This window comes from Thermoleptolyngbya sp. C42_A2020_037 (assembly GCF_015272455.1).
GTDB lineage: Bacteria > Cyanobacteriota > Cyanobacteriia > Elainellales > Elainellaceae > Thermoleptolyngbya.
Genome location: NZ_JACYLP010000003.1, coordinates 1 through 24,510, shown reverse-complemented (window position 1 = coordinate 24,510; position 24,510 = coordinate 1). Strand labels below are relative to the sequence as shown.

Here is a 24,510-nt window from a genome sequence, read left to right as displayed (position 1 = left end):
GCGAACTGGATCAGAAGTTCCCTCAGTAAGGGGGGATCTTTCGGAGCCTTACGCAAAGAGTCGAGATGTGTGTACACAGTGGCTCTATACTCTAGGATTTCCTATGACCACCGAAACTCTTGTCCGCGCCTTTGGCCAGGTTGGCCCAAACCCCGTTGGCTTTGATCTTGATATCACGACTGCTATCTGTGAAGGGCTGAACCTTGCCTATGCCAGCTTCCAGGCTCTTTACCTGCAATACCAAAAGCATCACTTTGTAGTAGAAGGGGCAGAGTTCTACTCCATCCACGAGTTCTTTCAGGAGAGCTACAACGCGACTCAGAGCCATGCCCACGACCTAGCAGAGCGGCTCAACGGTCTAGGCGGCATTCCGGCGGGCAGCTTCGCCACCCTCTCAGACCTCTGCTGCTTCGCCCCCGAAGCGGATGGAGCCTACACCTGCCGCGCCATGCTCGAACACGACCTTGCAGCCGAACAGGCCGTTATCGACCTGCTGCGCCGCCTCTCTGTCCAGGCTGAAAGTTTGGGCGATCGCGCTACCCGCTACCTCTACGACGAAATCCTGCTCAAAACCGAAGACCGCGCCTTTCATATCAACCACTTCCTCGCCCACGACAGTTTAACCCCGGCGTTTATGACGGCGTGATACAGCATTTTCTTGCGGGGTGAGGCACATGCTGCCCTCACGAGGCAAGGGCTTATTGACCATCCGTGTGCCTCACTAGCTTCAAAAACGCTGTAGAGCGGTCGTAGGTCTCTAATTCCCCACTCCCGACCTCCCCCATCCCCTTACCAACCCGCCCCCTCACCATGATCTACATCAACGACACCACCCTCCGCGATGGCGAACAGGCCGCAGGCATAGCCTTTGGACTAGAGGAGAAAGTTGCGATCGCCAAGTTCCTTGATGCAATTGGAGTCCATGAGCTAGAAGTGGGCATTCCTGCTATGGGACAGGATGAGGCCCGGGCGATTCGGGCGATCGCCGACCTCGGCCTCAACGCCCACCTGCTGGGCTGGAACCGCGCCGTGTTGTCCGACATTCAGGCATCAATCCATTGCGGGCTGAAGCGAATTCACATCTCAATCCCAGTCTCAGAGATCCAGATTCAGGTAAAGTTTCAAGGTCGCTGGCGGGCCATGCTGGAGCAGTTGCGCGATGCTCTTGCCTTTGCCCACGACCACGGGCTGGCGGTAAGCGTCGGCGGCGAAGACAGCTCCCGCGCCGACGAGAGCTTTCTAATCGACGCTGCCCAGTATGCCCAAGAGTGGGGCGCATTTCGATTCCGATTCTGCGACACCGTCGGCATTCTTGACCCGTTCACCACCCACGAACGGGTAAAAGCCCTGGTGGAAGCCCTGGACATTCCGGTGGAAATGCACACCCACAACGACCTGGGTCTAGCCACCGCCAACGCCCTGGCCGGGATACGGGCTGGCGCGACCTCTGTCAACACCACCGTCAACGGGCTAGGGGAACGGGCCGGAAACGCCGCCCTCGAAGAGGTGGTGATGGCCCTGAAACACCTCTATGACCTTAAAACTGGCATCCAAACCCAATACTTCCTGGAACTTTCCCGCTTTGTGGCCAAAACCGTCCACTGCGACGTTCCCCCCTGGAAGGCCATCGTCGGCGACAACACCTTTGCCCATGAGTCCGGTATCCACGCCCACGGCGTTCTGCAAAACTCTCGTACCTACGAACCCTTCGACCCCCGCGAAGTCGGCCGCCAGCGGCGGTTAGTCGTGGGCAAGCACTCTGGCCGCCACCTAATCGAGCAGGTTCTCGCCACCCAAGGCATCCACCTAGACGGCGATCGCACTCAGTCCATCTTGAATGACGTTCGAGATCGCGCCGTCTCCCTAAAACGGAGCCTCACCCTCGAAGAACTGCTCAGCATCGCCGCAGACCGAGCGTGCATGATGGCATGACAAGGGAGCTTCGATATCTTATTTCGTCTTACCTCACCCACTCTTTATCCATTCCTATCTTCCTACCCACTCATGAAAGTCATGCTCCGCACCAACGCCGCAGGCAAGCTCCTGGTCTACGTAGCCAAAAAAGACCTTGAGGAAGAAGTCATCTCCCAAACCCAGCAGGAGGATGCTCAAATCTTCACCCTTTCCAACGGCTGGGAATTGGCGATCGCCGGTCTCAGCGACCCCATCCAAACCCCCCAAACCGTCGAAGCCCGCAAACTGAACTAAGGAAACTTCTAATCTCCGGTCTGCTTAGACCGATTTACCTCACCACCTCGTACCTCATAGGCCCTATGTCCCCTTTCTCCGGTCTTCCCTGGCTCTTCAATCTCGACGGCACCTTCCTCGGTTTTGTAGGCGCAGACTCTACCACTGCCAAGGCCATTTACCTTGACGTAGAGGGCGAAGTGCTAACCATCAAACTGCCAAAGGAAGGACGAGCCATTCTGCGATCGCACCTGCAACCTGGCGACTACCTGCGCTGCCTTGGCCGCACCAAGCTCGATGGCAGCACCATCAAGCTCAAAGCCTACCACATCCTTACCTTCCCGCCTCTTCCCAACAGCACTGATCGTCATTTCTCTCCAACCCTGTCAGGGGCAGATCCTCTGTGCAAACGCACAGCCGTGCGCCACCCCTCCTTATCTTCCCAACCCACTCCCCCATTCCCTCCATCCCTCAAAATTCAGGTCTGCCGCAAATCTGGCTGCCAAAAGCGGGGTGGTCGCGAGTTGGTCGAAGCGTTACAGCAGGCACTTCGCGATCGCAACCTCCACTCCCAGGTCGAAATTCAGCACACTGGCTGCCAGAAGCGCTGTTCTGAAGCCCCTACTTTCACCATCATGCCTGGTGGGTACCGATATAGCCGGGTAAAGCTGTCGCACCTGCCTGAAATGCTCGATCGCCACTTTGCCCCCACAAAACCCACCCAACCTGACCCAATGTAACCCAATCCCAAGGTCTTGTTGCGTTTTTCAATGAATTGATAAGTGAGATGAAATAGGGTCATCAATCCATCAATTTGGGGCTGAATTCTTGTTGTTGAAGTCACCAAATTTCGCTCGCAAACGTCCATTCTGAACCCCTTTTTGGCAATAAAAAAGAGATCCTTAAACCGTATCGATCAGCATAAAAATTGATTATTGAGGTTGTTATCCCTGGGAGAGTCAACTGGTCAAGGGAAAGAACTGAGCCATGGTCTATACCGTGAAAGATGGCTGCATTGCCTGCGATCGCTGTCGGCCCCAGTGTCCCACCGGAGCCATCAAGACCCAAGCCGATAACGGCTACTGGATTGACCCTACCCTGTGCGATCGCTGCGCCGATCTGGACACGCCTCGCTGTGTGGAAGCCTGCACTATCGGCTCCCTAGCTCCCCTCCAGCCCAAAAAAGGCCGCAACAAAAGTACCCTGCTGCCCGCTGCTATTCCCAGCCTTTTCCTCAACGGCAAAACCACCCCCTTTGCCTCCTGCATGGTAGTGTGGGAAGCTTGCAATCTGCTAGCCCAGCGCCAGTCCTTGCCCTGGCAGGCGGACGACGACGGCTGCCTAACCTACCGTCGCACCATCCACCGGGGACGGGGGGAACTCCGGTTTCGCCTGGCCACAGACCCGGAAGCCCCCCAGATCCGCCCCATAGATTACACCCTGGGAATCGCATCCCTGACCCAGTTTGACCTGCGGGCCGCCTGTCTGCACCTGATCTTTGCTGCCCAGACCACCACCTGCGATCGCCCTTGGGCAGAGTCTTTCGTGCTCAACGACCAGCACATCGAGCAGTACCTGGGTCTACACCGTCGCAAAGACCTGACCAAGCTGGAACGGCTAACGCTGATTAAAACGCTAGTCTACCAAGCCTGTCGGGTGCTAGTGTCCCTCGACTGGCCGCGCCAAGGTAAGGTGCAGGGCTTTAGCCTCGATGAACACCCCGTCTGGCAACTCCTCCACACCCAGTACTACTTTGAAACCGATGCCGAGGGCTGCCGTCACCTGATTGGCCTGAGTTTCACAGTGCGGGCCGGGGCTTGGGCGCAGCGCTTTCTCAACCGACAGGACTACCGCCGCCAGACGGCCTTTTACCAGTACGGCACTCTGCCTCAGTCCTTGCTCACCGAGGTGATGGGCAATTGGCAACAGCACGAGGGGGCCATGCGCCTGCTGCTGTGGCTGGTCTTTAAGCTGCGCCTGGGTAGCGACCACCGCATCACCATACGCACCCTGCTGCGGATTGCCTACGGCGAAGATCGCCTTACTGAGGCGCTGACCGTGCGCGGTGCCCATAAGCGCCTGATCAAAACCTTTGAAAACGACCTAGAGGCTCTCTACCACTATGGCCTCAAGCCCCAGTTCGACCCCGACACCTACCCGCCTGTTATCCAGCCCCTATGGGCCAGGGTGGCCGACATTCCCGACGATGCCGAGGCCGCCCTCAACTTTTGGACTGATGATGCCCACAGCGACCTCAGCCTCACCGATCGCGCCCCCCGCGACAAGGGGCAGCGACTACTCAACGCCCGCCTGTTGGGGTTTGAGCTTTCAGAGGACTGGCGACAGAGCGTCGGCAAAGCCCGTCCCAAACGACGGCGATCGCCCAAATCCACCCCCCCGCCGCAGGCCGTTCCCCTCTCTGGCGCAGCCATCAAATCCGCCCGCCAGCGCCAAAACCTGAGCCAGCGGGCCCTCGCCGAACGCTTGGGCAAAAGCCAAAGCTGGATTCGCGATGTGGAGAATGGCCGATTTAGCCTCGGAGCCAGCGATCGCACTCGGATGCAAGAAGCTCTGGGCCTTGTTTAAGCAGGCTTGATGGCAGGGATTATTCAGGGATTATTCAGGGATTATTCAGGGATTATTCAGGGATTATTTAGGGATTATTTAGGGATTATTCGACACTATCCCAGTCCTTCTAGGGTGCATCGCTTCATTCGGCAAGGCCAGGATTCCGTTGATTGCGGGTGGAGCGATCGCACAATGATGTAAGCCCCTACCCACAGCCATCGAACGCTGTCTTAGCGGCTGGGCACTACAGTGAGTGGAGATGGGATTCCAAAGGCAGCTCGTCACCATAGAGGGCACTAGGCAGAACTGCTGACGGCAACGCCACACTGACATAGTACAGTCCCTGATGTGACGCGAATTTCAGCGTCTCATGTCGCCTCACCTTTTCTCCTTAGCGCTAGGAGTTTTCAGACCGTTCATCCACGCTGTCAGGCAGTCAGGGTTAGAAGTGAAGTTTTTAAATGAATTGATGGAAACTACCAAAAGGTGGGCATTCCTAATACTATCCTCTAACCAATTCCCACTTTCTGGGGAAGTCAATTCATCAATGGAAACACATGCGATTTGATTTGTTCAGCGGGGGTTGGTTCCATGATTTGAATTGTTAAGGAGATTGATCATGAAGTCAGTGAAATCAATTTTTGCAGTTGCTGGGCTAGCACTTATAGGAACACTGCAAGCCTCTTTAGCCCTAGCTATCCCCTCTTCTCGACCTGCTTTAGGCAGGCCAGCAACTCCTCCAGCAACTCCTAATGTGCCAGTTCCTCCCTCTCCTCCCCCTGGAGTCTGTTTTGGACAACGGGCGGCAGGCGAGCCTATTCGAGGAATTGATATTATTCTGGAAGACATACCAGGAGGTAATCTTACTCGAATCCGTGTTCAAGTGGATGATCTACTTCCTGAACATGCTAGTTCTAATCCAACTTTGCGAAACCGTCCTCCTCGAACAATAAGCATTATTCGAGTAGAGCCAGTACCGCTGACTACTACCAATCTGACTCCTACTAATACCGCTATCAACGAACCACGCTACACGAGTACATGCTAATTTGCCAGTTAGCGCATCTGGACTGTTCCATCTTGTTGAGGAAATCAGTTGCATGAAAGCTCTTCATCTTGAGGAGATTCCTAAACTCGTGGCTTGGTTGATTGCCTACTGATAAGTCGAGGGGTTGCTCGGTTGATGTCACAAGCGAGCGCCCTCGGCTAGCATAACTGACAACGATGATGGCCCTTGGTTTGACCTGCTGAGATGATGCAGTAGCCAGAACCCACCAACTGTTTGTGCTGGAGATTGGGTGCTTCGCGAAGTAGCGATCGCTCACTTGAACACCGAGGAAACGGCAGCGGCGATCGCAGTCGTCCTAACAACTTTTCGGGCTGCCCTCACCTTCGTCCTGCGAGACCCCGACTTGGTGCAGTTCTGGCTGTTGCTAACCAACACCATCTCTGAAAACCAGAGGCTGAGCGGCCTACATAAAGTAGGTACACTGAAGATCAGCGCTTCCTGATTGCCATTATGAGCTTCACCACTGGCCATGCCGTTCCCCAAGCCGAACCACCGCGCCCACCCCGCGAGACACTGCCCACCATGTATGATTTGCCCAGTGAAGTGATTGGGGAACCCGGCTTGCCTGACGAATTTCACGACCTCCAGCCGCAGTTGTTGAGCCGCACCCTATCTTTGGCAGACTATCCCCGCGACCAGTGGTTTACCGGTGCTGACCTCAACCTGTACTACGATGTCCATCATCCCCTCTGGTACAAGCGCCCAGACTGGTTTTTGGCCGTGGGTGTGCCTCGCCTCTATGCTGGACAAGACTTTCGCCGCAGTTATGTCACCTGGCAAGAAGGGCGGAATCCCCATGTGGTGATTGAATTTCTGTCGCCCGGAACCGAGCCAGAAGATTTGGGACGCTTTTATCGGGCCGAAGATGCGATTGAAGCAGGTGTAGAAGCGGCAACGTCGTTGTCTTCCCAGCCCTATCGGGATACCTCACCGCCGACCAAGTTTCAGGTCTATGAGCAGTATCTCCGGGTGCCCCATTATCTGACCTATAGCCGACAAACCCGTCAACTCCGCTATTTTCAATGGGCAGGCGGTCGCTACCGGGAGCAGCCCCTCAATCCGACCCCTCCGCAGGTCTGGCTGGAGGATTTGCAGATTGGCTTGGGGCTATGGGAGGGGGTCTTTGAGGGGGTCTCAAGCTGCTGGCTGCGGTGGTGTGGTGCAGACGGTAATTGGTACTTGACGGATACTGAACGAGAGCAGCAGGAAAAAGAGCGGGCGCAGGCGCAACTGCTGCAAGCGGCCCGAAATCTTTTGGCGACCGGGATGCCCCCTGCCCAGGTAGCAGAGTTGCTGGGCCTCTCGACTGAACAAGTGAATCAGCTTTGAGCACAGATGATGCATTTAAGCATCTGGGTCGATGTCTAATTCCCGCAGCTTTGCCGCTAGCTTTTCCCTGCGTTGTTGCTCTGCCTCAGCCCTCGCCTCAGCCGCTTGGGCTGACTCTTCCGACGTTGGGATTAAATCACTCGCCATGAATGAAATCCGGCTGCCTTCGCGAAATACGTCAGCGATTAGTCATCCCACTATTTTCGTTCTTCCCTCTTCCCTCTTCCCTCTTCCTCCAAACACCGCTCCCCCCTTCCTCCTCCTCAGCCTCCTCACCTTCCTACTCATCAGCTTTTCCCCGACGCTGCCCGCTCAGGCGGGGTTCTGGAGCCAGTGGTTTAGCCGCAGTGCGCCGCCGCGACCCCGAGTACCCGCGACCTCCAGGGGAGAACAGGTGTGTCTGGTTGCGCCCTATGCCGATGCAACGACGGAACTGCGAGTTAGCAGCAACCGCCCAATGCTGGTGTGGCAGGGCGTAGCAGACCGGGTGGCGCTTCAGCGGGCAGGGACAACCGACATTCTCTGGAGCCGCCCGGTGACAGAGGCAGACCAACTGATAGAGGCGGTCATTCCTGGTAGCCCCATCTACGGCATTACGCCAGATATCGCGCTGCAACCCGGCGAGTCCTACAACCTGCTACTGTCCTTTGGGCAGTTTGCGCCCAGGTCTTTTCGGTTTCGGGTGATGGATACGGCAGAGCGCGATCGCCTCTCGACGGAGTTAGCCCAGGTAGAGCAGGCGATCGCCCAGGAAACCCTCAGCGGCAAAGCGGCGATCGCCCGTCGAGCCGATTACTACGCCAGCCAGCAGCTTTGGTCAGAATTTTGGGCCGTGGTGCGGTCAGACCCGCATCCCTCGCCAGACTGGAAGACGCTCCAGCGCAACGTGGTGTCTGCGGTCTGCCCGCTCGTGAACACCTCCGGGCGCTTCTCCGACGGCCATGCCACCCGCACATCCGACAACCGCCCCTACCGCGACCACAGCTTCACCCTCAGCCAGCCTCAAACCGTGGAAATTCTGGTGCAAAGCACAGACTTCGACATGCAGATCTCCCTGCTGCGATCGCCCTCCAATTCTTCTGAAAACTCATCTGAAACCTCATCTGCGGAACAGAATTGGGAATTGATTCAGGCATGGAGTCACGCTCAGAGTAGTGTGGAAGAACCGCGCCAGATGCTTCACGAAATTGCACTGTCGGAACCGGGTAACTACATCCTGCGGGTGCAGACGGCAGAACCCCAGCAGCGCGGTGAGTATCAGCTTTGGGTAACTGCACAATGGTAGGCGGGGTGGAGGTAAGCGTGGTGGAGCGCTCTCAGGCAAGCGTAGGGTTCATCAATATCGGGGTCGGCTGTTGAGACAAAATACCCATTAGCAGGCGAACCACCTGCTCCAGTTCTTCGGGGATGCGGTAGAGGGTGGGGTCTTCTGTGAGGTGTTGAGTAGCCCGGTCGAAGGTGCCAAACTGCCAGATTTGACCCGTGGTGACTGCGCCGTAGAGGAGGGGCGTATCACTATCGATCCACTGGCTCAGCGCCACCAATTCTGCACCAAGCTGCGTGAAGCCTGTGTAGAGGTTTTCGCGCTTGGCTTCGATGATCAGCAGGTTGCTAGCCTGAAAGTAGTAGTCCAGTGTGCCGCGCAGCCAGCCACTCACCGCCAGGGGATATTCTACCCGTACCTTTTGCCCCGTTTGGCGGCAGACATGGGCAATGATGGGCGCAATTAGAAACTCGCGCCGCGCCTGTTCGCTGCTAATGGTCGTGAACTGGAAGGCATCATTGAGTTGATCGTCCAACGCTTGCAATTGCAACGCCCCCATATAATAGGGCAACTCCACCTGCTGCCTGGATAGGGTGCAGCCCAGGTCAGCTAAGATATCGTCGCGCTCGTAGGGCAACTCGGCATACCGCGCAAAGGTGTAGGTCTCGTCGGGCTTGAGGATTTTGGGCGGGCGGGACATAGCGCAGACGCAAATCATTCAGATGCAGCTATTTTAGCCAATCGGGGAGAGCGATGCAGTCTCTACGCTGTCTCTAGAGTGCTACTGAGTAACGCAGTTGATCCTTTGGATATTTTGCGATGCTAATCACCGAGCGACTTGTCCTGCGCCAGATTCGCCTAAAGACAACACCAGTGGCGATCGCCCCTTTTCTCAGCCCTTGCACATTGTGGCACTGGGTAGAAGTGGCACTGGGTAGAAGTGGCACTGGGCAAAACGGTCGGCGATTCACTGGCAATCTAGACCTGCTGGCTGCCGCGGTGCCACCAGGGCAATCCCCACAAGGCAATGGTACCGGGGTAGGTTTCTTCGGCAGGGCTGCCACCCAGGCGAAGCTTGAGGGGGCCAAGCCACAGATACAGTCCAGGAATCAGGCAGTCGAGGCTGTAGGCGATCGCCTTTAACCTGCGATCTATAGGCTGTTGCTGGTCTAGGGTAGGGTCAGTATCCGTAGGTGCCATAGGCAGCCTTGCGTAGAAGCGATAGCCCCATTCTACCAACGGCATCGAAGTGAAGCCCCTCATCCCAAGAGCGAACCGCAATTCTCATTTTGACCAACAGCTTGTCCAATCCGCAAAATCCTGAACGAAAGAATAAGCTTTCCAAATGAGCTTGTTGAGATTAGTAGCAATAAGCTCGGGCGAAATTTCCATACTGAGAATTGCTGCCACTGACCCGTTTGCCCATCTGCTTGCCCGCTGCGAACCGACCGCAGAGCATCCCTTAGACTGTGCTAGTAGACTGCCCCGATGGGCCACGCCCCTGGCGCGAGGCTCCGCGACCCAAACCGCCCGAAACCTGATTCTTTACGAAACGCTTGCATCACTTCAGGAGATCTGCATAGCTTCGTGAATGCAGGACTATATACTCCTGTCAACCCCTCCCTTAAACCTAGAGGATTTGCCCATGTCCTTTCGGAAGTCTTACTGGCTGGGGGCGGCCATTGCCCTCGGCGTAGTTGCACCTGGCATCGTCCCTGCGCTCCGTCCAGCCGTCGCCCAGTCCCGACCTGTTTCGCCCGCTGCCCTGGCCCAGAGCGCAGCAGACCGCAAAGCCGAGGCGGATAGGCTGTTGCAGCAGGGCATTCAGCAAGCCCAAAGTGGCCAGTTTCGAGCAGCGCTACAGTCCTGGGAGCAGGCGCTGGCAATCTATCGAGAGATTGACGACCGGGGCGGGGAAGGGCGGGCGCTGGGCAACTTGGGCATTGCGTACCTCAGCCTGGGGGACTATCGCCGCGCTATTGAGTTCTATGAGCAAGCCCTGGAGATCGCCCGGGAGATTGGCGACCGGGGCGGGGAAGGGCGGTCGCTGGGCAACCTGGGCAATGCGTACCTCAGCCTGGGGGACTATCGCCGCGCCATTGAGTTCTATGAGCAAGACCTGGCGATCGCCCGGGAGATTGGCGACCGGGGCGGGGAAGGGCGGTCGCTGGGCAACCTGGGCATTGCGTACCTCAGCCTGGGGGACTATCGCCGCGCCATTGAGTTCTATGAGCAAGCCCTGGCGATCTTTAGCACTGGGGGCAACCGGGCCGAAGAGGGCATTGCCCTCAGCAACATTGGCCGTCTGCTCAACGCCCAAGACCAACCCGAACTGGCCATCACCTTCCTCAAAGCCAGCGTCAACGTGCGCGAATCCATTCGTGGCGACATTCGCAGCCTGGATACCGCCCTGCAACAATCCTTCACCGATAGCGTTGCCCACACCTACCGCTTGCTGGCCGACCTGCTGCTTTCCCAGGGGCGACTGCTAGAAGCCGAGCAAGTCCTAGAACTGCTGAAAATCCAGGAAATCCGCGAATACACCCGCGGCACTGTCCAAGACCCCAGCACGCGCCAAGTCACCCTCAGCCCGCTAGAAGCCGAAATCTTGAAAGAATACGACAGCCTCATCGCCTTTGGTCAGCAGGTGGCGGCCTGCCAACAAGACCCAGCCTGTCGGCAAAGCCCCCGCTGGGAGACCTTGCAAACGCAGCGGCGACGGCTCACCGCCGAGTTTGACCAGCGCGTGGCGGCCTTTGCCGCAGAGGTGCGGCGGCGCATCGCCAGCGGCGACCCAATCGTAGGCCTCGACCAACTGACTAGCATCGGGCAGGATATCGTCAACGCCCGTCCCGGAACGGTGCTGCTCTATCCGGTGGTGCTGGAGGACAGGCTGTGGCTTTTGTGGGTGACGGCGGCGGGCGTGCCCAACTCCATCGAGGTGCAGGGCGTGGGCAAGCGCCAGATCGATGCCGCCGTGCTGGAGTTTCGCCAGCTCATGCGCGACTGCGAAGCCACGTCTTGCCGCACCGAAGCCGATATTCAGAAGCTTCAAGCCGTGTCGCAACGGCTCTACAACTGGCTATTTCCCGACCTGCTAGTGGCAGAACTGGCAAACAGCGGCACCCAACATCTGGTCTTCGCCCTCGACCAGTCGTTGCGCTACGTGCCCACGGCGGCGCTGTTCGATGGCAAGCAATATCTGATTGAGCGCTACACGGTGTCTACGGTAAATGGCGCAAGCCTCACCAACCGCGATCGCCCCTTGTCTGGCCATCCGGCGGATACCTCCGTGCTGGCGCTGGGGCTATCGGAACCCGTGCCCGCCGACCCAGCCGTGGGGATGCCTGGATTTAATCCGCTGGATCACGTCCCCGACGAACTCAACCGCATCGTCAAGGCGCAATCGGCGGGGCGGGAACAGGGCATCTATCGGGGACGGCAGCGGCTAAACCAGCAGTTCACCGAAGCGTCGATTTTGGAGGCCCCCGGTCACCAGATTTTGCACATCGCCACCCACGGCAAGTTCGACCCGGCAAGCCTGTATGCCTCCTTTTTGGTGTTGGGCAACAAGCAGCCCTGGCGCATTGCCGATATCCGCCTAGAGCGCCAGATCTTTGCCGACATTAGCCTAGTGGTGCCGTCGGCCTGCGAAACCGGGCTGGGGCAAGACGACTGGGCCAGCTTTCATGCCGATGGCGGCAAGGAACTGCCCGATGGACGGGAAGTGTCGAGCATTGCCCAGGCGTTTATCAATGCCGGAGCGAATACGGTGATTGCGTCGCTATGGCAGGTGAATGATGGCGCAACCAGCGAACTCATGCAGGAGTTCTACGAGACGCTAGCGCAAGGCACAGAACAGCAGCCGATGGCGATCGCCCAGGCCATGCAGCAAGCCCAACTGCAAATGCTCCGCAGCGGCCACGATGCCTCTGGTAGTTCCAGCACTGCGCCAATCGTGCCCCTAGAAGGCATCAGCGTAGACACCCGCTTCGCCCATCCCTACTACTGGTCAGCATTTGTGATCATCGGCAATGGACTGTAAAGATTTTCGTTCTTCGTTCTTCCTTCTTCGTTCTTCCCTCTTCCCTGAAGATGACCCCGGTCAGCGTGTCCGTGAGGGCGTGGTGAACTACGGGGTTAAAATCGACCCGATTGTGGCCTTTATCCGCCAGTTTGCGCGATAGCTCAGGCGGGTTGGGGGGCGATCGCCCGACTGCATTTTGGAGTTCAGATGGGCGATTTTGGATTATTTCAGATTTTGGATTACTTCAGATACAGCGTTTTTGAAGCTAGTGAGGCACACGGATGGTCAATAAGCCCTTGCCTCGTGAGGGCAGCATGTGCCTCACCCCGCAAGAAAATGCTGTAGACGATTTTTCGAGGGCGATCGCCACTTTCTCCGCACAGATTGAAATCTCAGGTCAGCCAACATGAACAACTCACCTTTCACTCGCAAACTCTCAAGACGCTCACTCCTCCTGGGTAGCGCGGCCCTGGGCGCGGCCTACGGCGTGTCTCGCAGGGCGATCGCCCAACCCCCGGCCGCAGTAGACACCCAGCGGCGATCGCTCCAGGGCGTGGCCTTTCACCTGACCACCGTAGACCTGTCGCAGCCAGAAACCCTGGTCACCCTTGGGCTGGCCAACGACGCGCCCCAGGCCAACACGCCCCAGCGCTCCTATGGCGACGAGCCGTTCCCGCAAATCGTCCGGCGAATGCAGGCGGCCGTGGTGGCAAATGGCACATTTTTCAACACCGCTGCGCCTCATCGGGATGTCATGGGAAATATGGTAGGAGCAGGGCGATTGCTGCGTTATTTTGCCTGGGAAACGCGGGGCACTACCCTCAGCCTGCGGCAAAACCAGCAGCCAGAGATGATCACGCCCAATCTGGAAAACCGGCCGCGGGCGTGGGGCGAATACTGGCTTTCCCTCACCTGTGGGCCCCGACTGGTGACGAATGGGCAGGTGTCGGTGACGGCGGAGCGGGTGCGGGCCGAAGGCTTTACCACCGCCCACCTGGTCAATCCCCAGACGGCCGCTGGGCGGTCTGCCATCGGGTTTTCCCAAGACGGTCGGACGCTGCTGATGGTGGCGTTTATCGATGCAGTCTCCCTGCGTCGCGCCGCCGAAATCCTGCGAGAGTTGGGCGCATACCAGGCGATGAACCTGGATGGTGGTGCGTCCGTGGCGCTGGCGGCGCGGGGCACGATTGTCTATCCTGCCGGGCGCAACCTGACGAATGTGATCGCGGTCTACGATGCCCGCACCCCTGCTCCCCCGGCGCTCCAAACCGCCTGGACGCAGTTTCAGCAGGGACACCTACGCCCCCAAGTCCCCTAAAGTCCAGCCAAGTTTACGCCTCTCTAACATTTACGCAAAAAACTTACGCAAAAAATTCACGCAAAAAATTTACGCAAATTTCCGCCGAGTTGACCCCTCAATCTTCAAAGCGGGACACTGGCAACACAAATCCAGGCAGCACGTCTTCGCCAGAGAGTTCTGTGGGCAATTCGCGCACCTCCTTGGGCTGCCCCTGGCGGTAAATCTCCACCTGTTGTTCCTGCGGGTTTAGCATCCAGCCCAATCGAACCCCGGCATCCATGTATTCCTGCATCTTTGCCCGCAACAGTTCCAGGTCATCAGTAGGAGAGCGCAGTTCAATCACAAAGTCAGGGGCAATGGGGGGAAATTTTCGCCGCTGTTCTGGGGTCAGCGCCTGCCAGCGGGATAGCTCCACCCATGCGGCATCTGGAGAGCGAAAGCTGGATGCGCTGGCTTCGCCCCCACCGCCAATCGGCAGCTTAAACAAGGTGGAGGAACTGAAGGTTTTGCCCAGTTTGGTTTGTCGATTCCACAGGGTCAAATCTGCTCCCAATTCCATCTCATAGCTGCCGCCCTCTCCCCCCACAGGAGTCATAACAATCAAAGCTCCTTTGGCACTTCGTTCAATGGACAGGTCGGGGTTACTGCGGCAAAGCTGATAAAACTGCTCATCGGTGAGATGAACCTCGGTCGTCTCCAGCACTAGGGGCAACGTCAGTGAAACCATAACGCCTCAATCTTCAAAGCGGGACACTGGCAACACAAATCCAGGCAGCACGTCTTCGCCAGAGAGTTCTGTGGGCAATTCGCGCACCTCCTTGGGCTGCCCCTGGCGGTAAATCTCCACCTGTTGTTCCTGCGGGTTTAGCATCCAGCCCAATCGAACCCCGGCATCCATGTATTCCTGCATCTTTGCCCGCAACAGTTCCAGGTCATCAGTAGGAGAGCGCAGTTCAATCACAAAGTCAGGGGCAATGGGGGGAAATTTTCGCCGCTGTTCTGGGGTCAGCGCCTGCCAGCGGGATAGCTCCACCCATGCGGCATCTGGAGAGCGAAAGCTGGATGCGCTGGCTTCGCCCCCACCGCCAATCGGCAGCTTAAACAAGGTGGAGGAACTGAAGGTTTTGCCCAGTTTGGTTTGTCGATTCCACAGGGTCAAATCTGCTCCCAATTCCATCTCATAGCTGCCGCCCTCTCCCCCCACAGGAGTCATAACAATCAAAGCTCCTTTGGCACTTCGTTCAATGGACAGGTCGGGGTTACTGCGGCAAAGCTGATAAAACTGCTCATCGGTGAGATGAACCTCGGTCGTCTCCAGCACCAGGGGCAACGTCAGTGAAACCATAGGGTCGTCCTGATTGAATCCCTACTTAGATCCTGGGTTTCATTATGTCATTGGTGAGGATGTTATGAGTGGAGATGTCATGGGTGAGGGCTGGGCGATCGCGCTTGCATCCAGGCGATCGCCTCTCGCATCAGGATCGGGTCGCCCGACGCTAGGTAGGTCTGCATCCGGGCAGCAAAGGCGGCTTGCTGGGCAGACCGACGGGCTTGGTCATACTGAACAGCTACGTCATGCAGATGGGCGGGCTGCTGGCGTGCCCGAGTGGCGATCGCCCTCAGCACCCGCTGCACATAGCGGATTCCCGATATTGCATCCGAAGCATTTACATCCGAAGCATTTACATCCGAGGCATTTACATCCGAAGCATTTACATCCGAGGCATTTACATCCGAGGCATTTGCAACATCGGTTAGCGTTTCTGGTGGAACCTGACGCGGTTCGGCTGTCTCTATACCTGTCGAACTCTCCGCTAAACTCTCTGCTGAACTCTCTGAGGCTTTGCAATAATTACACCCTAACCCCGCTTTCTCTGACTCCACAAAGCTACTGGAATGACCTTCAGCCAAACCATTACACCCTCCCTGAGCTAATAAGCTTGTAGGGTAAACTGAGGGGGATTGCGTTGTGGACGCATCCCCCTCAGTTCCCTGAAATGCAGCAAAATTTTCCAGAACTTGAGATGAGTGAATCAGATCATTCGGATGCCACAGATCCCGATGGCGATAAAGAGACGCACCGCTGATTCCGTAGGCAATCAAAGCCTTAAATCGAGCCGTGGTTGTCACGGGTAAATGATTGCGATTGAGCAAGTCGGCGATCGCCCTTCGGATTTTTTCCCGCACGACTTCTTGCTGCTGCTGGTTCCAGGTTGGTGATCCAGGCGGAGCGTCTTCTGACAAACTTTTAAGTCGCCTTTGTGATCGCTGAAAATGAAAGTAGTGGCTGTTTTCGACACACCGCGCCCATTCTTCTGCTCGCTTTTCGATTTCGTGCTGATGGCGACACCACTGGCCGTAGCCAGGAAGCGACCGAGCGACTCGGACAATCGTATCAACCAGAGGTTTTCCCTCTAGGGGACGAGTTCCATATAGCAAATGCCCAAAGATATAGGTACGCAGGGCAATTCGCCCCAGCAAATAGTTCGTTTGTCCATATCCAGTCCACCCTGGTTCAATTTCTGCACTGAGGTCGCCTAGAAACTTATCTGCCTTACCCGATAGCCCATGCCGCTGGCGACGTGCAGACTTGGCGTAATGCTCCACCACTTGGGAACTGACGGCATTCCGAGCCACTGCAAACTGCCACCGCTCAACAAACAGACGACGAGTGCTGTAGATCGGCTGCCAGTCGGTGTCTAACAAATAAGAACCCAATTGCAGCGGTAGCCGATGTGCTGCATACAGGCTAGGTTCCCCACCAGATACATAAAGTTTGGGATTGGGAAAGATTTCAAGCTGACCGAGCGCAATGCAAAACCCGGCACTTTCTAAAGCAAACTGAAGGGCGATCGCCAACTGCCAGGTTTTGACAGGTTGGTCGAAGGGAAAGTAGAGATGGATGCCACCGCTATAGCTAGACGTGCAGGCAACAAAGCTAACCAATCCTAGAGGTTCTAATGCAGCAACCAAACGGCTAATGGCAAAGGGATCACAGCCCGGATGATAGGAACTATTGGCATCAATATCCAGAAGGCAGTAGCGAGTTTCTGCGCCAAACCGCACACCATAGAATGCTCGACCTTGAAGAATCAGGCGATCGCTCAGGGGATGCCGGCTTTCTGTTCTCCACGCCAGCTTTCCAGATGTCGCCAGCGGGGAATGCTCTGCCCAAATATAGTCATAGCGATGGGGAAATAGCGACAAGAACGGTTCGTGATCTTCTTCAACAAACCGAAAGGACGTTTGAGATTGAGTGCTAATCATATAGGCTCCCGAACCAACGGAGCCAGATCAGAGATCCTTGCGTACTACCCATTCACGACCCAATGCAGGCCTCTGCATACGCAACAAACATAACCAGGGATTGGAAAAATCTCTGACAGATATTACCCACAGCTTGTGAAGGCTGCTATCATTCAGTTGCGTAACAAAACAGGTCAAAAAAGCTGGTACTTCTTTGACCAAGATGCATCAGTCGGAACGATGGAGACTTTGGCGAGGCTCTGTTCCGGCTTTTTTATGCGCCGAATTTCAGAATCGTAGATAAACGGATCGGCTTGTCCATAGAACAGGGGAACTAAGGCGTAACGCGATCCATTAAACACTCAAAAAATCAGTTTGAAACACTTTAAAATCGGGTAAGAATTAGAAAATACGGCGGCATGATAGAGCGAATCTACGCCGGAGTGATAAAACTTTGAATACGCTGGAGTGATAGAACAAGGCTGCAAGATTCGCCGGAGTGATAGAGCAAGCTATACGCCGGAGTGATAGAACAAAATTGAAAAGTCTAGTGAAGAAGAGTAACTCAGACAACCAGGTAAATCAGTTTATACGCCGGAGTGATAGAGCAAGCCATACGCCGAAGTGATAGAACCAGTCGAAACTATACGCCGGAGTGATAGAGCAAGCCATACGCTGGAGTGATAGAACAGACCCCCAAAATCATACGCCGGAGTGATAGCCCTATAGCGGTTTGCTCAAATTATGGCGATCGCCCTCCGCTATATCTAGTACAATTCCTGCATCACTCATGGATCTGTGGCGATGACAGCGATTCCAACCGACTCCGTTTTTCCAGTGGATGGACAGCTATTGATGGTGCTGCCCAGAGCAGGGGCATCGCTGAATAATCCAGATGTGCGGCTGCCACTGCTGCGGTCGGATGGCGACGGATATTATCTAGAAATGCGCGTAGAGTCTGATCCGCAAGATGCAGGCGAGGTCGCCGTAACCCGTCGCGTGCCGCTGGAAGATCTGACGCAGGACGAGTGGGAAGAGGTTAAACAGCAGTATGAAAACCTGGATTTTCATGCGCTGGTCGATCAAGGCATTGGTAAAGGATTGGAAAAGATTTCCGATCGAAAGATTCAGCGCTTGTTCATGGCGCTGCTCACGTTTTTGAATCCGCGCCAGGTTGGTATTGTGCTGTATCTGTATCGGCTGGCGGCCGAGCAAAATAACGGGCCGGTGGTCACATTCCGCTCAAATGACTTGCTAGAAAGCCTGGGCTATACCCGCAGCAAGGGGGGGAGCTTTCATGCCAAAGTGCGATCGCAGCTGAATCGAGATTTAGTTGCGCTGCACCGGGTAGAGCTAGTGTTGGCAAAGTCCTTGCGAGAGGGAAATAAGATTGGTGCAGAGGTCATTATTAAAAGTATCCTTCGCATCAAGAGCTATAAAATCGAGAATCTCTCCCGTGAGTTCGATTTGGCAAAGGCAGCCGACTATACCTATGAGCTGGCGGACTCCTATACGGTGTCGCTGGAGTTTTTTGAGGGGCCAAGTCGCACGGGCGACTATGTGCTATTCGCCAGCGACATTGACATCACGCAAAAGCTGGGCAGCAATGCTAAAAATGACTACCGAACCAAACTGCTAGTTTACTTAGCCAGCCGACTGAAGTGGGACACGCCGCAGGATGGGCAATACCTGATTATTTCCAAGCAATATCTGTTTAAGAATCTGGATTTGTTGGGGAGCAATTCATCTCGCAATAATCAGATTTTCTGGCGCACGGTAGAGGAGTTGCGCCAGGGTGGATATATCCTCGGCGCTCAGGAATTACCTGGAAAGAAGAAAACGCCCAGCATTCAGTTTCAAATCAATCCGGATAAGCTAAAGTCTGGCCCGGCTCATGGCTAGCTCTGATGCTGGTTAGCAAGTGTATTCTCTGGTAGAAACCGTTTTCACCGAGAATTTTCTGGGTTGGGGCGTTGATGGCTTTGCAAGGTTCTTGTGTAACTGTCGAGGGTTTACACAAGAACCCGTGAGGGCGATCGCCATTCTGCGGGCTGTGCCTTCATAAGCCAACAGGTTATGAATTCTCCAATTCCTCTTCAATCTCTACGGACAAAACATTTAGCTGAGTTTCTAGCTCTTCGATGGTAGGCAAATTTCCCTTCAGCGGCTCCGGCAAAGAATCCTTGAGTTGATAAGTAGAAATGCCAATGGGTTTATTCAAGTCACGCAGCGCGTACTCAACAACGGTGTGATCCTGAGTTTTGCATAGCACGATGCCGATCGTGGGTTGATCGGCGGGGCCGCGCAGCAAGTCATCCACGGCTGAAACGTAGAAATTCATCTTGCCCGAAAATTCTGGCTCAAACTCCACAGTCTTCAGATCAATGACCACAAAGCAGTGCAGCCGGAAATGATAAAACAGCAGATCGAGTCGATACTCTTTGCCGCTGACCTGGAGGGGGTACTGGCTGCCGACGAAGGCAAAGCCCACCCCCAGCTCGAGTAAAAACTCGCGAATGTGGCGAATGAGGGCGGCTTCTAAATCTCGTTCCTGAGCCTCTTGCCCCAGGCTCAAAAAATCAAAGTTGTAGGGATCTCGCAAGACCTGCTGTGCTAAGTTCGACTGGGGCTGTGGTAGGGTCTGCTCAAAGTTGGTCAGCGCCTCGCCTTGGCGATGATATAGCCTGCTTTCGATGCGCTGGATTAGGGTGCTGCGGCTCCAGCCCTGCTGGATGGTCTGCTGGATATACCACTGCCGCTCATCTGGGTCTTTGATTTTGTCCAGCAGCGTGCAGTTGTGAAACCAGGGGATTTGTCCAGCAACCTGCTGGACGAATTGCTCATCCGGGTAAGCCTCTGCAAAGGCACGCATGTAGAGCAGGTTCGTGCGCGAGAAGCCCTTCATCTCTGGAAACGCTTTTTGCAGGTCTTTGGCCAGCCGGGTGATGACCTTTGCACCCCAGCCTTGCTGCTGCTGCCGAATCAAGATTTCTCGTCCGACCTGCCAGTAGAGCATCACAAGTTCCTGGTTGACCGCCAGAGCCGCTCGCACCTGGGCATGACGAATTCGCTCTTTCAGTCCGCTCAGGAACGCATCGTAGCTGGCAGGCAGCAGGTCTTGGGTCATCGGCGAGATTTGGCTGGAGGATTTCCGCACTCACTATACCGAAGATTACTGGATGTCGGGGATGCAGGGGCGGATCTGGAGGGGCTGTTAACCAAAGCATGGTTAAAGCGCATCATGCGGAACGGTTAAAAAAATTCTTGTGTAACTTGTGGACTCTGGTTAGAATGTTACACAAGAGCTTTTAGAACACCCGTGCCGGACTCAACTTTCTCTGCGGATCTCTACACCCTGCTAGAACAACTGGATCTCGACCAAAAGCGGAAAATTCGCGACTGGCTAACGGGGGCGATCGCCGCTCAAGAATCCCAAATGCTGCTCGAAGTTCCGCAGCGTTCGACGGTTTCAGTGGGCGATCGCCGCCATTATGAAGGTAAAACCTATCAACACGAAAAGCGCCGCTGTGGAAAGTCTGCCTGCCGCTGTAGTGAAGGAAATCTATCCACAGTTGGGCATGGCCCCTACTGGTATGCCTACTGGAAAGAAGGCGGGAGATTACGCAGTCAATATGTAGGCAAACGCCCACCCTGGATAGAGGATGGATTTAACTTCAAGTAAGCAATGCTTCAGGCTGGTAAGGCTTCAAGCCAGAAACGGGCTTTACGGACAACGTTGTCCGTAAGGGCTATCTATTATTTTGATTGCTTTTATTTTGATTGCTTTGTGCGCTTGCTCTGACAGGATTGCTGATCAGATTTGCTCTGTAGCGAAAGAACGGTAGCGCAAAACAGCCAAAATCTAAGAACTTCTCTCAAGTCAATGGCTCAAGGCTGAATGTCCGTACTAGACTTGAGAAAGCGCTACTACGGACAGCATGATTATTACTACTGCAAGCTTCAAAGGCGGTGTAGCCAAGACCACAACAGCCATCCATCTCGCTGCCTACTTCCAAACGAAAGGTTCGACGCTCCTAATCGACGGAGATCCAAATCGCTCTGCCTGTCGATGGGCGGAACGCGGCGTTGCCAATAGCCAGCCTTTACCGTTTAAGGTTGTCGGGGTCAACCAGGCCGCTCGATATCGAAACTGTGAACATTTCATCATTGACACAGAGGCCCGGGCCGAAGTAGAGGATTTGAAAGAAATTGTCGAAGGTTGCGATCTCCTAGTGCTTCCGACTACGCCCGATACCCTGTCTCTGGATGCGCTAGTCCAGACAGTTGAGCTTTTACAGAAAATTGGCACGGGCAAGTATCGCGTGCTGCTGACTAGGGTGCCGCCTGCGCCTCGCCGGGAAGGAGAAGACGCACGAGATTTCTTGACAGAGATGGGCTTTCCGGTATTTGACGGCAAGATTCGGGAAGCCGTCGCCTTTCAGAAAGCTGCCAATGATGGAATTCTGGTCAACCAGGTGAAGGGCGATCGCCGCTCTCGCATTGCCTGGAACGAGTATTGTGCAATAGGAGAGGAAATTCTAAATGGCTGAAAAGCAAGCAGAAAAGCGAGTCAGTCGCTTCAAAACCCTGATGGCGGTCATTGGCAATCCTTCAGAGAGAGAGATGGCATCGCCAGCATCAGACGTGCCACCCGATATCCCCTCAGATCCATCCGCAGACTCGGCTACCCCATTGTCCACCTTGGCTCCTTCGGATGAAGGAATATTGGAGCAGCCTGATAGTCCATCTCAACTGTTGAACAAGAAGTTGAACGGGGAGTCGAACGGGGCCAAGGTTGAAAGACAAGTTCAGTCGCTACAGCCCGCGCCCACGGTTTCTGAAGTCGAATCCCAAGCCTCCCCAGCAGTGATTTGGATTGCTCATTCTAAAATCCATCGTGATCCAGACCAGGCGCGACGCTACTTTGATCCAGAAGAACTGGCGAAGATGGCTCGGTCGATGCAGGCAGTGGGGATTATCGATCCGCTCTCGGTGCGTCCGAGACCTAGAAGTCCAGGAGAATATGACCTGCTGGCAGGTGAAAAACGCCATCGCTCAGCGGAAATTGCAAAGCTCACAGAAGTTCCCTGTCGAGTGTTTGAAGTGGATGATGATATTGCTGAGGATATTAAAGCGATATCCAATCTCCAGCGCGGTGACTTGAACAAGTGGGAAGAGACTCACGCCATTATGGGGATGCTCTGCCGCAATCTGCAAAAGTCGCCTGAAGAAGTTGTGAGTATTCTCAATCGAGCATCCAACCAGCGGCGGGGACTTACGGACAACGTTGTCCGTAGTGAGGATTGGGCAGTGATTGAAGATGTGTTTAATTTGGTAGGGCGGCTGACTCCAGAGAGTTTTCGGAAGCACCGAGTGCCCTTACTCAAGCTGCCGGACTCAATTCAGGCAATTCTTCAGCAGGGTAAGCTGAGCTATACCAAGGTCAATGAAGTGCTGAAGGTGAAAGATCCAGAGCAGCAGCGACATCTCTTGAATGAGGCGATCGCCGCTAATCTATCTGTAGACGCAATTCAGGCGCGGGTCAGAGAACTGCGGCAGTCCCAAAAACTAGATGAAGCTAAAAAAAATGCTGAACCTGACCGGGTTTCTGCTCGCCTGTCGTCTGCGAGCAGGGCTGTGAAACGGGCAAAGCTCTGGCAAGATCCAGAGAAAAGTGCCCGACTCAAGCAACTCCTTGAGGAAATGGAGGCTTTGCTTCAGTAGGTGCGAAAGCGTTTCTTGAATTTGACAAGTTCTGCTAGGCGTTGCAAGGCATAGTCGTAATACAATGCCTCGCAAGCTGATAGAACGTAGCCGATTGCTTCGTCAGGAATCGCTGGTTGCAAGGCATAGTCTTAATACAATGCCTCGCAAGGGTTGGAGATAGTCGCTGACGCTGACGTATCCTGCAAGTCACTAACCTGCAAGTCACTAACCTGCAAGTCACTGCAATCTAGTCGGGTCAAAAAAAACTTACACTAAAATTACACTAAAATAGGAACAAGATTTTTGCCTCGTTGGATTTGCCTATGGCTCGTCGTGTTAATGCTAAGTGCCAGCAGTGCGCCATTCTTGCTGTCGAAGAGGCGATCGCCCTCCACGGCCCAACGGGCGACAACTGCTGGAATCCGGCGAACGAGCAGGGCTGGGGCTATGACTGCCATCGGCGGCGATCGCACTATCGATATCGAGAGGACAATAATCGCACCCGCCGCAGGCTCCGCAAAGCTGTCAGGGAAGGCACTCCGGGCGACCAGCGGACGTTCCCTGTGCAAGATGGTGAACCAATGGCTCTACCCGCGCCGCCCTCGGTCTATGCCGCCGTGCTGGTGCTATACCGCAACCATAAGGATGCACCAGTTCATGCCGTGGGTGCAGAAATCTGGCAGGGCGATCGCCAGGTGCTTGCCCTATCGCCAATGCACTGTATGGGAATGCGGGGAAACCAGGTGACGGATTACATTCAGTCCGTTTTGGAACAGTTACATCAGCAATTTGGCGTGTCTCGGTTTGAGGATGTGATCAAGCAACTGCCAGTTGAAGCCTGCCCGATTCAGCCGTGCCCCCTGAAGACCAGAATCGAGAATTGAAGTTGAATAAACAGAATGCTTATCTTTTCATGCCGCATCTTACTCGTAAGTCCTGAGTTTAATCAGCCATCCTGACCCGAAAATGTTCATCATAGAACTGTTCTCCGGGCTGCAAGACAAAGCCACCCAGCAACAGCCCCAGCCAGATGGCAACCCACGTCATATCCGGATGTTGTTGCTGTAGTCCCCGCGCCAAATCGCTAAACCGACTGCTTTGTCCATGCGTGTTTAACCAATCCCGAATCAGGTTTGCCCATTCGCTGACGTTTTCCGCATGCGCCACGGCGAGCGCTTTTTGATGTGCTTCTTCCTGATCTAGCCAATTCAGTAATTTATCTTTTTCGATCTCTTCGACGGTGGAATGACCGCTGGCACCGCCTGCATTGCGGCTGTGGGTTTGCAGGAAATTCTCTAGCATTTCGTCTAACCCCAGGCTCATCGTCTGGCGCAAAAACGAGGACAGCATTTCGTCGGTCAACACGGGTTCCTTATCCAAGCGATCGCGCCACCGCTGCTCCCAGGAATGCAGCAGCCACTCGGCGCGAGAGGCGTGAACCTCACACAGTTGGGCGATCGCCTCGCCCGCCACCCGCAGTTTTTCCTCCCGCTCCAGTCGAGCAATTTGCTGTTCTGCGTAGTGCCAGATTTGCTCCAGGTTTGCTGTTTCGGGATGGGCGATCGCCCGCTCGACTGCAACTCTGAACTCGATGGCTGGCTGTCTTTCCGTCATGACTCACCCAGTCTGCTGCCCACCTAAAGGGTTTGGAGAATTGCAGAGCTAACTGCGCCCCTGGGAAAATTATGCCAGTAGTGTGTTGCTAGAGGGTATCTTGTCCGGCTGGAGGGATGTGGATAGGGAGCTAGGACGACTCTACACTTTTCCTCTCATAGAGATGAAGGAGCGCTGGGGCATTTGTCGGATGCTGCGGT

24 protein-coding genes are annotated in these 24,510 nt (G+C 55.2%); 16 read left to right on the top strand and 8 right to left on the bottom strand.

Features of this window, described 5'->3' with window-relative positions; all coding sequences use genetic code 11:
- Positions 1–103 precede the first annotated feature (103 nt).
- From IGS16_RS00585 to IGS16_RS00555, 7 genes are all read left to right on the top strand, one after another.
- Positions 104–646 carry a ferritin-like domain-containing protein gene (locus IGS16_RS00585; protein ID WP_297082407.1) on the top strand — a complete coding sequence of 181 codons (543 nt, stop codon included), beginning with the start codon at positions 104–106 and terminating at the stop codon, positions 644–646.
- A 164-nt stretch (positions 647–810) separates the two neighbouring features.
- The gene (nifV, locus tag IGS16_RS00580) at positions 811–1,932 is read left to right on the top strand and encodes a homocitrate synthase (RefSeq protein WP_297082405.1); all 1,122 of its coding nucleotides are present in this window, start codon (positions 811–813) and stop codon (positions 1,930–1,932) included.
- A 72-nt stretch (positions 1,933–2,004) separates the two neighbouring features.
- Positions 2,005–2,208, top strand: coding sequence for a putative nitrogen fixation protein NifT (gene nifT, locus IGS16_RS00575; protein ID WP_068515251.1), 204 nt, complete (start codon positions 2,005–2,007; stop codon positions 2,206–2,208).
- 65 nt (positions 2,209–2,273) lie between these two features.
- Entirely contained in the window at positions 2,274–2,927 is a 654-nt protein-coding gene (locus tag IGS16_RS00570) for a (2Fe-2S) ferredoxin domain-containing protein (RefSeq protein ID WP_297082403.1), read from the top strand.
- Positions 2,928–3,174: 247 nt separating this feature from the next.
- Positions 3,175–4,773, top strand: a complete 1,599-nt coding sequence (locus tag IGS16_RS00565; RefSeq protein ID WP_297082402.1) for a helix-turn-helix domain-containing protein — start codon at positions 3,175–3,177, stop codon at positions 4,771–4,773.
- A 1,280-nt stretch (positions 4,774–6,053) separates the two neighbouring features.
- The gene (locus tag IGS16_RS00560; protein ID WP_297082400.1) at positions 6,054–6,266 is read left to right on the top strand and encodes a hypothetical protein; all 213 of its coding nucleotides are present in this window, start codon (positions 6,054–6,056) and stop codon (positions 6,264–6,266) included.
- A gap of 8 nt (positions 6,267–6,274) precedes the next feature.
- A complete protein-coding gene (locus tag IGS16_RS00555) occupies positions 6,275–7,153 on the top strand; it encodes a Uma2 family endonuclease (RefSeq protein WP_297082398.1) in 879 nt (292 codons plus the stop codon).
- A gap of 15 nt (positions 7,154–7,168) precedes the next feature.
- Here the strand turns inward: IGS16_RS00555 and IGS16_RS00550 are convergent, their stop codons facing one another.
- Entirely contained in the window at positions 7,169–7,300 is a 132-nt protein-coding gene (locus tag IGS16_RS00550) for a hypothetical protein (RefSeq protein WP_297082396.1), read from the bottom strand.
- Between IGS16_RS00550 and IGS16_RS00545 the strand changes: the two genes are divergently transcribed.
- Positions 7,299–8,438: a hypothetical protein gene (locus IGS16_RS00545; protein WP_297082395.1), complete on the top strand. Its 1,140-nt coding sequence runs from the start codon at positions 7,299–7,301 to the stop codon at positions 8,436–8,438. The two genes, IGS16_RS00550 and IGS16_RS00545, sit on opposite strands and share 2 nt — an antisense overlap.
- Before the next feature lie 31 nt (positions 8,439–8,469).
- On the opposite strand, the gene IGS16_RS00540 is transcribed toward IGS16_RS00545, so the two are convergent.
- Both IGS16_RS00540 and IGS16_RS00535 read right to left on the bottom strand, forming a co-directional pair.
- Positions 8,470–9,117 (bottom strand): hypothetical protein, encoded by a 648-nt coding sequence (locus tag IGS16_RS00540; protein WP_297082393.1) that lies wholly within the window; start codon positions 9,115–9,117, stop codon positions 8,470–8,472.
- Positions 9,118–9,395: 278 nt separating this feature from the next.
- Positions 9,396–9,617 carry a hypothetical protein gene (locus IGS16_RS00535; RefSeq protein WP_297082391.1) on the bottom strand — a complete coding sequence of 74 codons (222 nt, stop codon included), beginning with the start codon at positions 9,615–9,617 and terminating at the stop codon, positions 9,396–9,398.
- Between the two features lie 445 nt (positions 9,618–10,062).
- Between IGS16_RS00535 and IGS16_RS00530 the strand changes: the two genes are divergently transcribed.
- From IGS16_RS00530 to IGS16_RS00520, 3 genes are all read left to right on the top strand, one after another.
- Positions 10,063–12,462: a CHAT domain-containing protein gene (locus tag IGS16_RS00530; protein WP_297082389.1), complete on the top strand. Its 2,400-nt coding sequence runs from the start codon at positions 10,063–10,065 to the stop codon at positions 12,460–12,462.
- Complete coding sequence (locus IGS16_RS00525) at positions 12,452–12,604, top strand: hypothetical protein (RefSeq protein ID WP_297082387.1); 153 nt, start codon at positions 12,452–12,454, stop codon at positions 12,602–12,604. Before IGS16_RS00530 ends, IGS16_RS00525 begins: the two co-directional genes overlap by 11 nt.
- Before the next feature lie 246 nt (positions 12,605–12,850).
- Entirely contained in the window at positions 12,851–13,762 is a 912-nt protein-coding gene (locus IGS16_RS00520; protein ID WP_297082385.1) for a phosphodiester glycosidase family protein, read from the top strand.
- A 97-nt stretch (positions 13,763–13,859) separates the two neighbouring features.
- On the opposite strand, the gene IGS16_RS00515 is transcribed toward IGS16_RS00520, so the two are convergent.
- The 3 genes from IGS16_RS00515 to IGS16_RS00505 form a co-directional block, all read right to left on the bottom strand.
- On the bottom strand, positions 13,860–14,471 hold the full coding sequence (locus IGS16_RS00515) for a Uma2 family endonuclease (protein ID WP_297082383.1): 612 nt from the start codon (positions 14,469–14,471) through the stop codon (positions 13,860–13,862).
- 6 nt (positions 14,472–14,477) lie between these two features.
- The gene (locus IGS16_RS00510; protein ID WP_297082383.1) at positions 14,478–15,089 is read right to left on the bottom strand and encodes a Uma2 family endonuclease; all 612 of its coding nucleotides are present in this window, start codon (positions 15,087–15,089) and stop codon (positions 14,478–14,480) included.
- Between the two features lie 77 nt (positions 15,090–15,166).
- A complete protein-coding gene (locus tag IGS16_RS00505) occupies positions 15,167–17,011 on the bottom strand; it encodes a hypothetical protein (RefSeq protein ID WP_297082382.1) in 1,845 nt (614 codons plus the stop codon).
- Positions 17,012–17,794: 783 nt separating this feature from the next.
- Here IGS16_RS00505 and IGS16_RS00500 point away from each other — a divergent pair.
- The gene (locus tag IGS16_RS00500) at positions 17,795–18,892 is read left to right on the top strand and encodes a hypothetical protein (RefSeq protein ID WP_297082380.1); all 1,098 of its coding nucleotides are present in this window, start codon (positions 17,795–17,797) and stop codon (positions 18,890–18,892) included.
- A gap of 172 nt (positions 18,893–19,064) precedes the next feature.
- Here the strand turns inward: IGS16_RS00500 and IGS16_RS00495 are convergent, their stop codons facing one another.
- Entirely contained in the window at positions 19,065–20,117 is a 1,053-nt protein-coding gene (locus IGS16_RS00495) for a PDDEXK nuclease domain-containing protein (RefSeq protein WP_297082377.1), read from the bottom strand.
- 192 nt (positions 20,118–20,309) lie between these two features.
- On the opposite strand from IGS16_RS00495, the gene IGS16_RS00490 reads away from it, so the two are divergent.
- From IGS16_RS00490 to IGS16_RS00475, 4 genes are all read left to right on the top strand, one after another.
- Positions 20,310–20,672, top strand: a complete 363-nt coding sequence (locus tag IGS16_RS00490; RefSeq protein WP_297082374.1) for a DUF6788 family protein — start codon at positions 20,310–20,312, stop codon at positions 20,670–20,672.
- A gap of 256 nt (positions 20,673–20,928) precedes the next feature.
- Positions 20,929–21,540, top strand: coding sequence for a ParA family protein (locus tag IGS16_RS00485; protein WP_297082372.1), 612 nt, complete (start codon positions 20,929–20,931; stop codon positions 21,538–21,540).
- On the top strand, positions 21,533–22,714 hold the full coding sequence (locus tag IGS16_RS00480) for a ParB/RepB/Spo0J family partition protein (RefSeq protein WP_297082370.1): 1,182 nt from the start codon (positions 21,533–21,535) through the stop codon (positions 22,712–22,714). The genes IGS16_RS00485 and IGS16_RS00480 overlap by 8 nt, the downstream gene beginning before the upstream one ends.
- A 305-nt stretch (positions 22,715–23,019) precedes the next feature.
- The gene (locus IGS16_RS00475) at positions 23,020–23,580 is read left to right on the top strand and encodes a hypothetical protein (protein WP_297082368.1); all 561 of its coding nucleotides are present in this window, start codon (positions 23,020–23,022) and stop codon (positions 23,578–23,580) included.
- Between the two features lie 58 nt (positions 23,581–23,638).
- On the opposite strand, the gene IGS16_RS00470 is transcribed toward IGS16_RS00475, so the two are convergent.
- Complete coding sequence (locus tag IGS16_RS00470) at positions 23,639–24,310, bottom strand: hypothetical protein (protein ID WP_297082366.1); 672 nt, start codon at positions 24,308–24,310, stop codon at positions 23,639–23,641.
- Positions 24,311–24,510: the final 200 nt, after the last annotated feature.

Excerpts from the sequence above, each read along its gene's own strand:
- IGS16_RS00550 (WP_297082396.1), bottom strand. The coding sequence starts at position 7,300 with ATGGCGAGTGATTTAATCCCAACGTCGGAAGAGTCAGCCCAAGCGGCT.
- IGS16_RS00505 (WP_297082382.1), bottom strand. The coding sequence starts at position 17,011 with ATGATTAGCACTCAATCTCAAACGTCCTTTCGGTTTGTTGAAGAAGAT.
- IGS16_RS00555 (WP_297082398.1), top strand. The coding sequence starts at position 6,275 with ATGAGCTTCACCACTGGCCATGCCGTTCCCCAAGCCGAACCACCGCGC.
- IGS16_RS00520 (WP_297082385.1), top strand. The coding sequence starts at position 12,851 with ATGAACAACTCACCTTTCACTCGCAAACTCTCAAGACGCTCACTCCTC.
- IGS16_RS00535 (WP_297082391.1), bottom strand. The coding sequence starts at position 9,617 with ATGGCACCTACGGATACTGACCCTACCCTAGACCAGCAACAGCCTATA.
- IGS16_RS00480 (WP_297082370.1), top strand. The coding sequence starts at position 21,533 with ATGGCTGAAAAGCAAGCAGAAAAGCGAGTCAGTCGCTTCAAAACCCTG.
- IGS16_RS00485 (WP_297082372.1), top strand. The coding sequence starts at position 20,929 with ATGATTATTACTACTGCAAGCTTCAAAGGCGGTGTAGCCAAGACCACA.
- IGS16_RS00475 (WP_297082368.1), top strand. The coding sequence starts at position 23,020 with ATGGCTCGTCGTGTTAATGCTAAGTGCCAGCAGTGCGCCATTCTTGCT.
- IGS16_RS00545 (WP_297082395.1), top strand. The coding sequence starts at position 7,299 with ATGAATGAAATCCGGCTGCCTTCGCGAAATACGTCAGCGATTAGTCAT.
- IGS16_RS00500 (WP_297082380.1), top strand. The coding sequence starts at position 17,795 with ATGACAGCGATTCCAACCGACTCCGTTTTTCCAGTGGATGGACAGCTA.
- IGS16_RS00540 (WP_297082393.1), bottom strand. The coding sequence starts at position 9,117 with ATGTCCCGCCCGCCCAAAATCCTCAAGCCCGACGAGACCTACACCTTT.
- IGS16_RS00570 (WP_297082403.1), top strand. The coding sequence starts at position 2,274 with ATGTCCCCTTTCTCCGGTCTTCCCTGGCTCTTCAATCTCGACGGCACC.
- nifT (WP_068515251.1), top strand. The coding sequence starts at position 2,005 with ATGAAAGTCATGCTCCGCACCAACGCCGCAGGCAAGCTCCTGGTCTAC.
- IGS16_RS00495 (WP_297082377.1), bottom strand. The coding sequence starts at position 20,117 with ATGACCCAAGACCTGCTGCCTGCCAGCTACGATGCGTTCCTGAGCGGA.
- IGS16_RS00510 (WP_297082383.1), bottom strand. The coding sequence starts at position 15,089 with ATGGTTTCACTGACGTTGCCCCTGGTGCTGGAGACGACCGAGGTTCAT.
- IGS16_RS00470 (WP_297082366.1), bottom strand. The coding sequence starts at position 24,310 with ATGACGGAAAGACAGCCAGCCATCGAGTTCAGAGTTGCAGTCGAGCGG.
- IGS16_RS00585 (WP_297082407.1), top strand. The coding sequence starts at position 104 with ATGACCACCGAAACTCTTGTCCGCGCCTTTGGCCAGGTTGGCCCAAAC.
- IGS16_RS00530 (WP_297082389.1), top strand. The coding sequence starts at position 10,063 with ATGTCCTTTCGGAAGTCTTACTGGCTGGGGGCGGCCATTGCCCTCGGC.
- nifV (WP_297082405.1), top strand. The coding sequence starts at position 811 with ATGATCTACATCAACGACACCACCCTCCGCGATGGCGAACAGGCCGCA.
- IGS16_RS00525 (WP_297082387.1), top strand. The coding sequence starts at position 12,452 with ATGGACTGTAAAGATTTTCGTTCTTCGTTCTTCCTTCTTCGTTCTTCC.
- IGS16_RS00565 (WP_297082402.1), top strand. The coding sequence starts at position 3,175 with ATGGTCTATACCGTGAAAGATGGCTGCATTGCCTGCGATCGCTGTCGG.
- IGS16_RS00515 (WP_297082383.1), bottom strand. The coding sequence starts at position 14,471 with ATGGTTTCACTGACGTTGCCCCTAGTGCTGGAGACGACCGAGGTTCAT.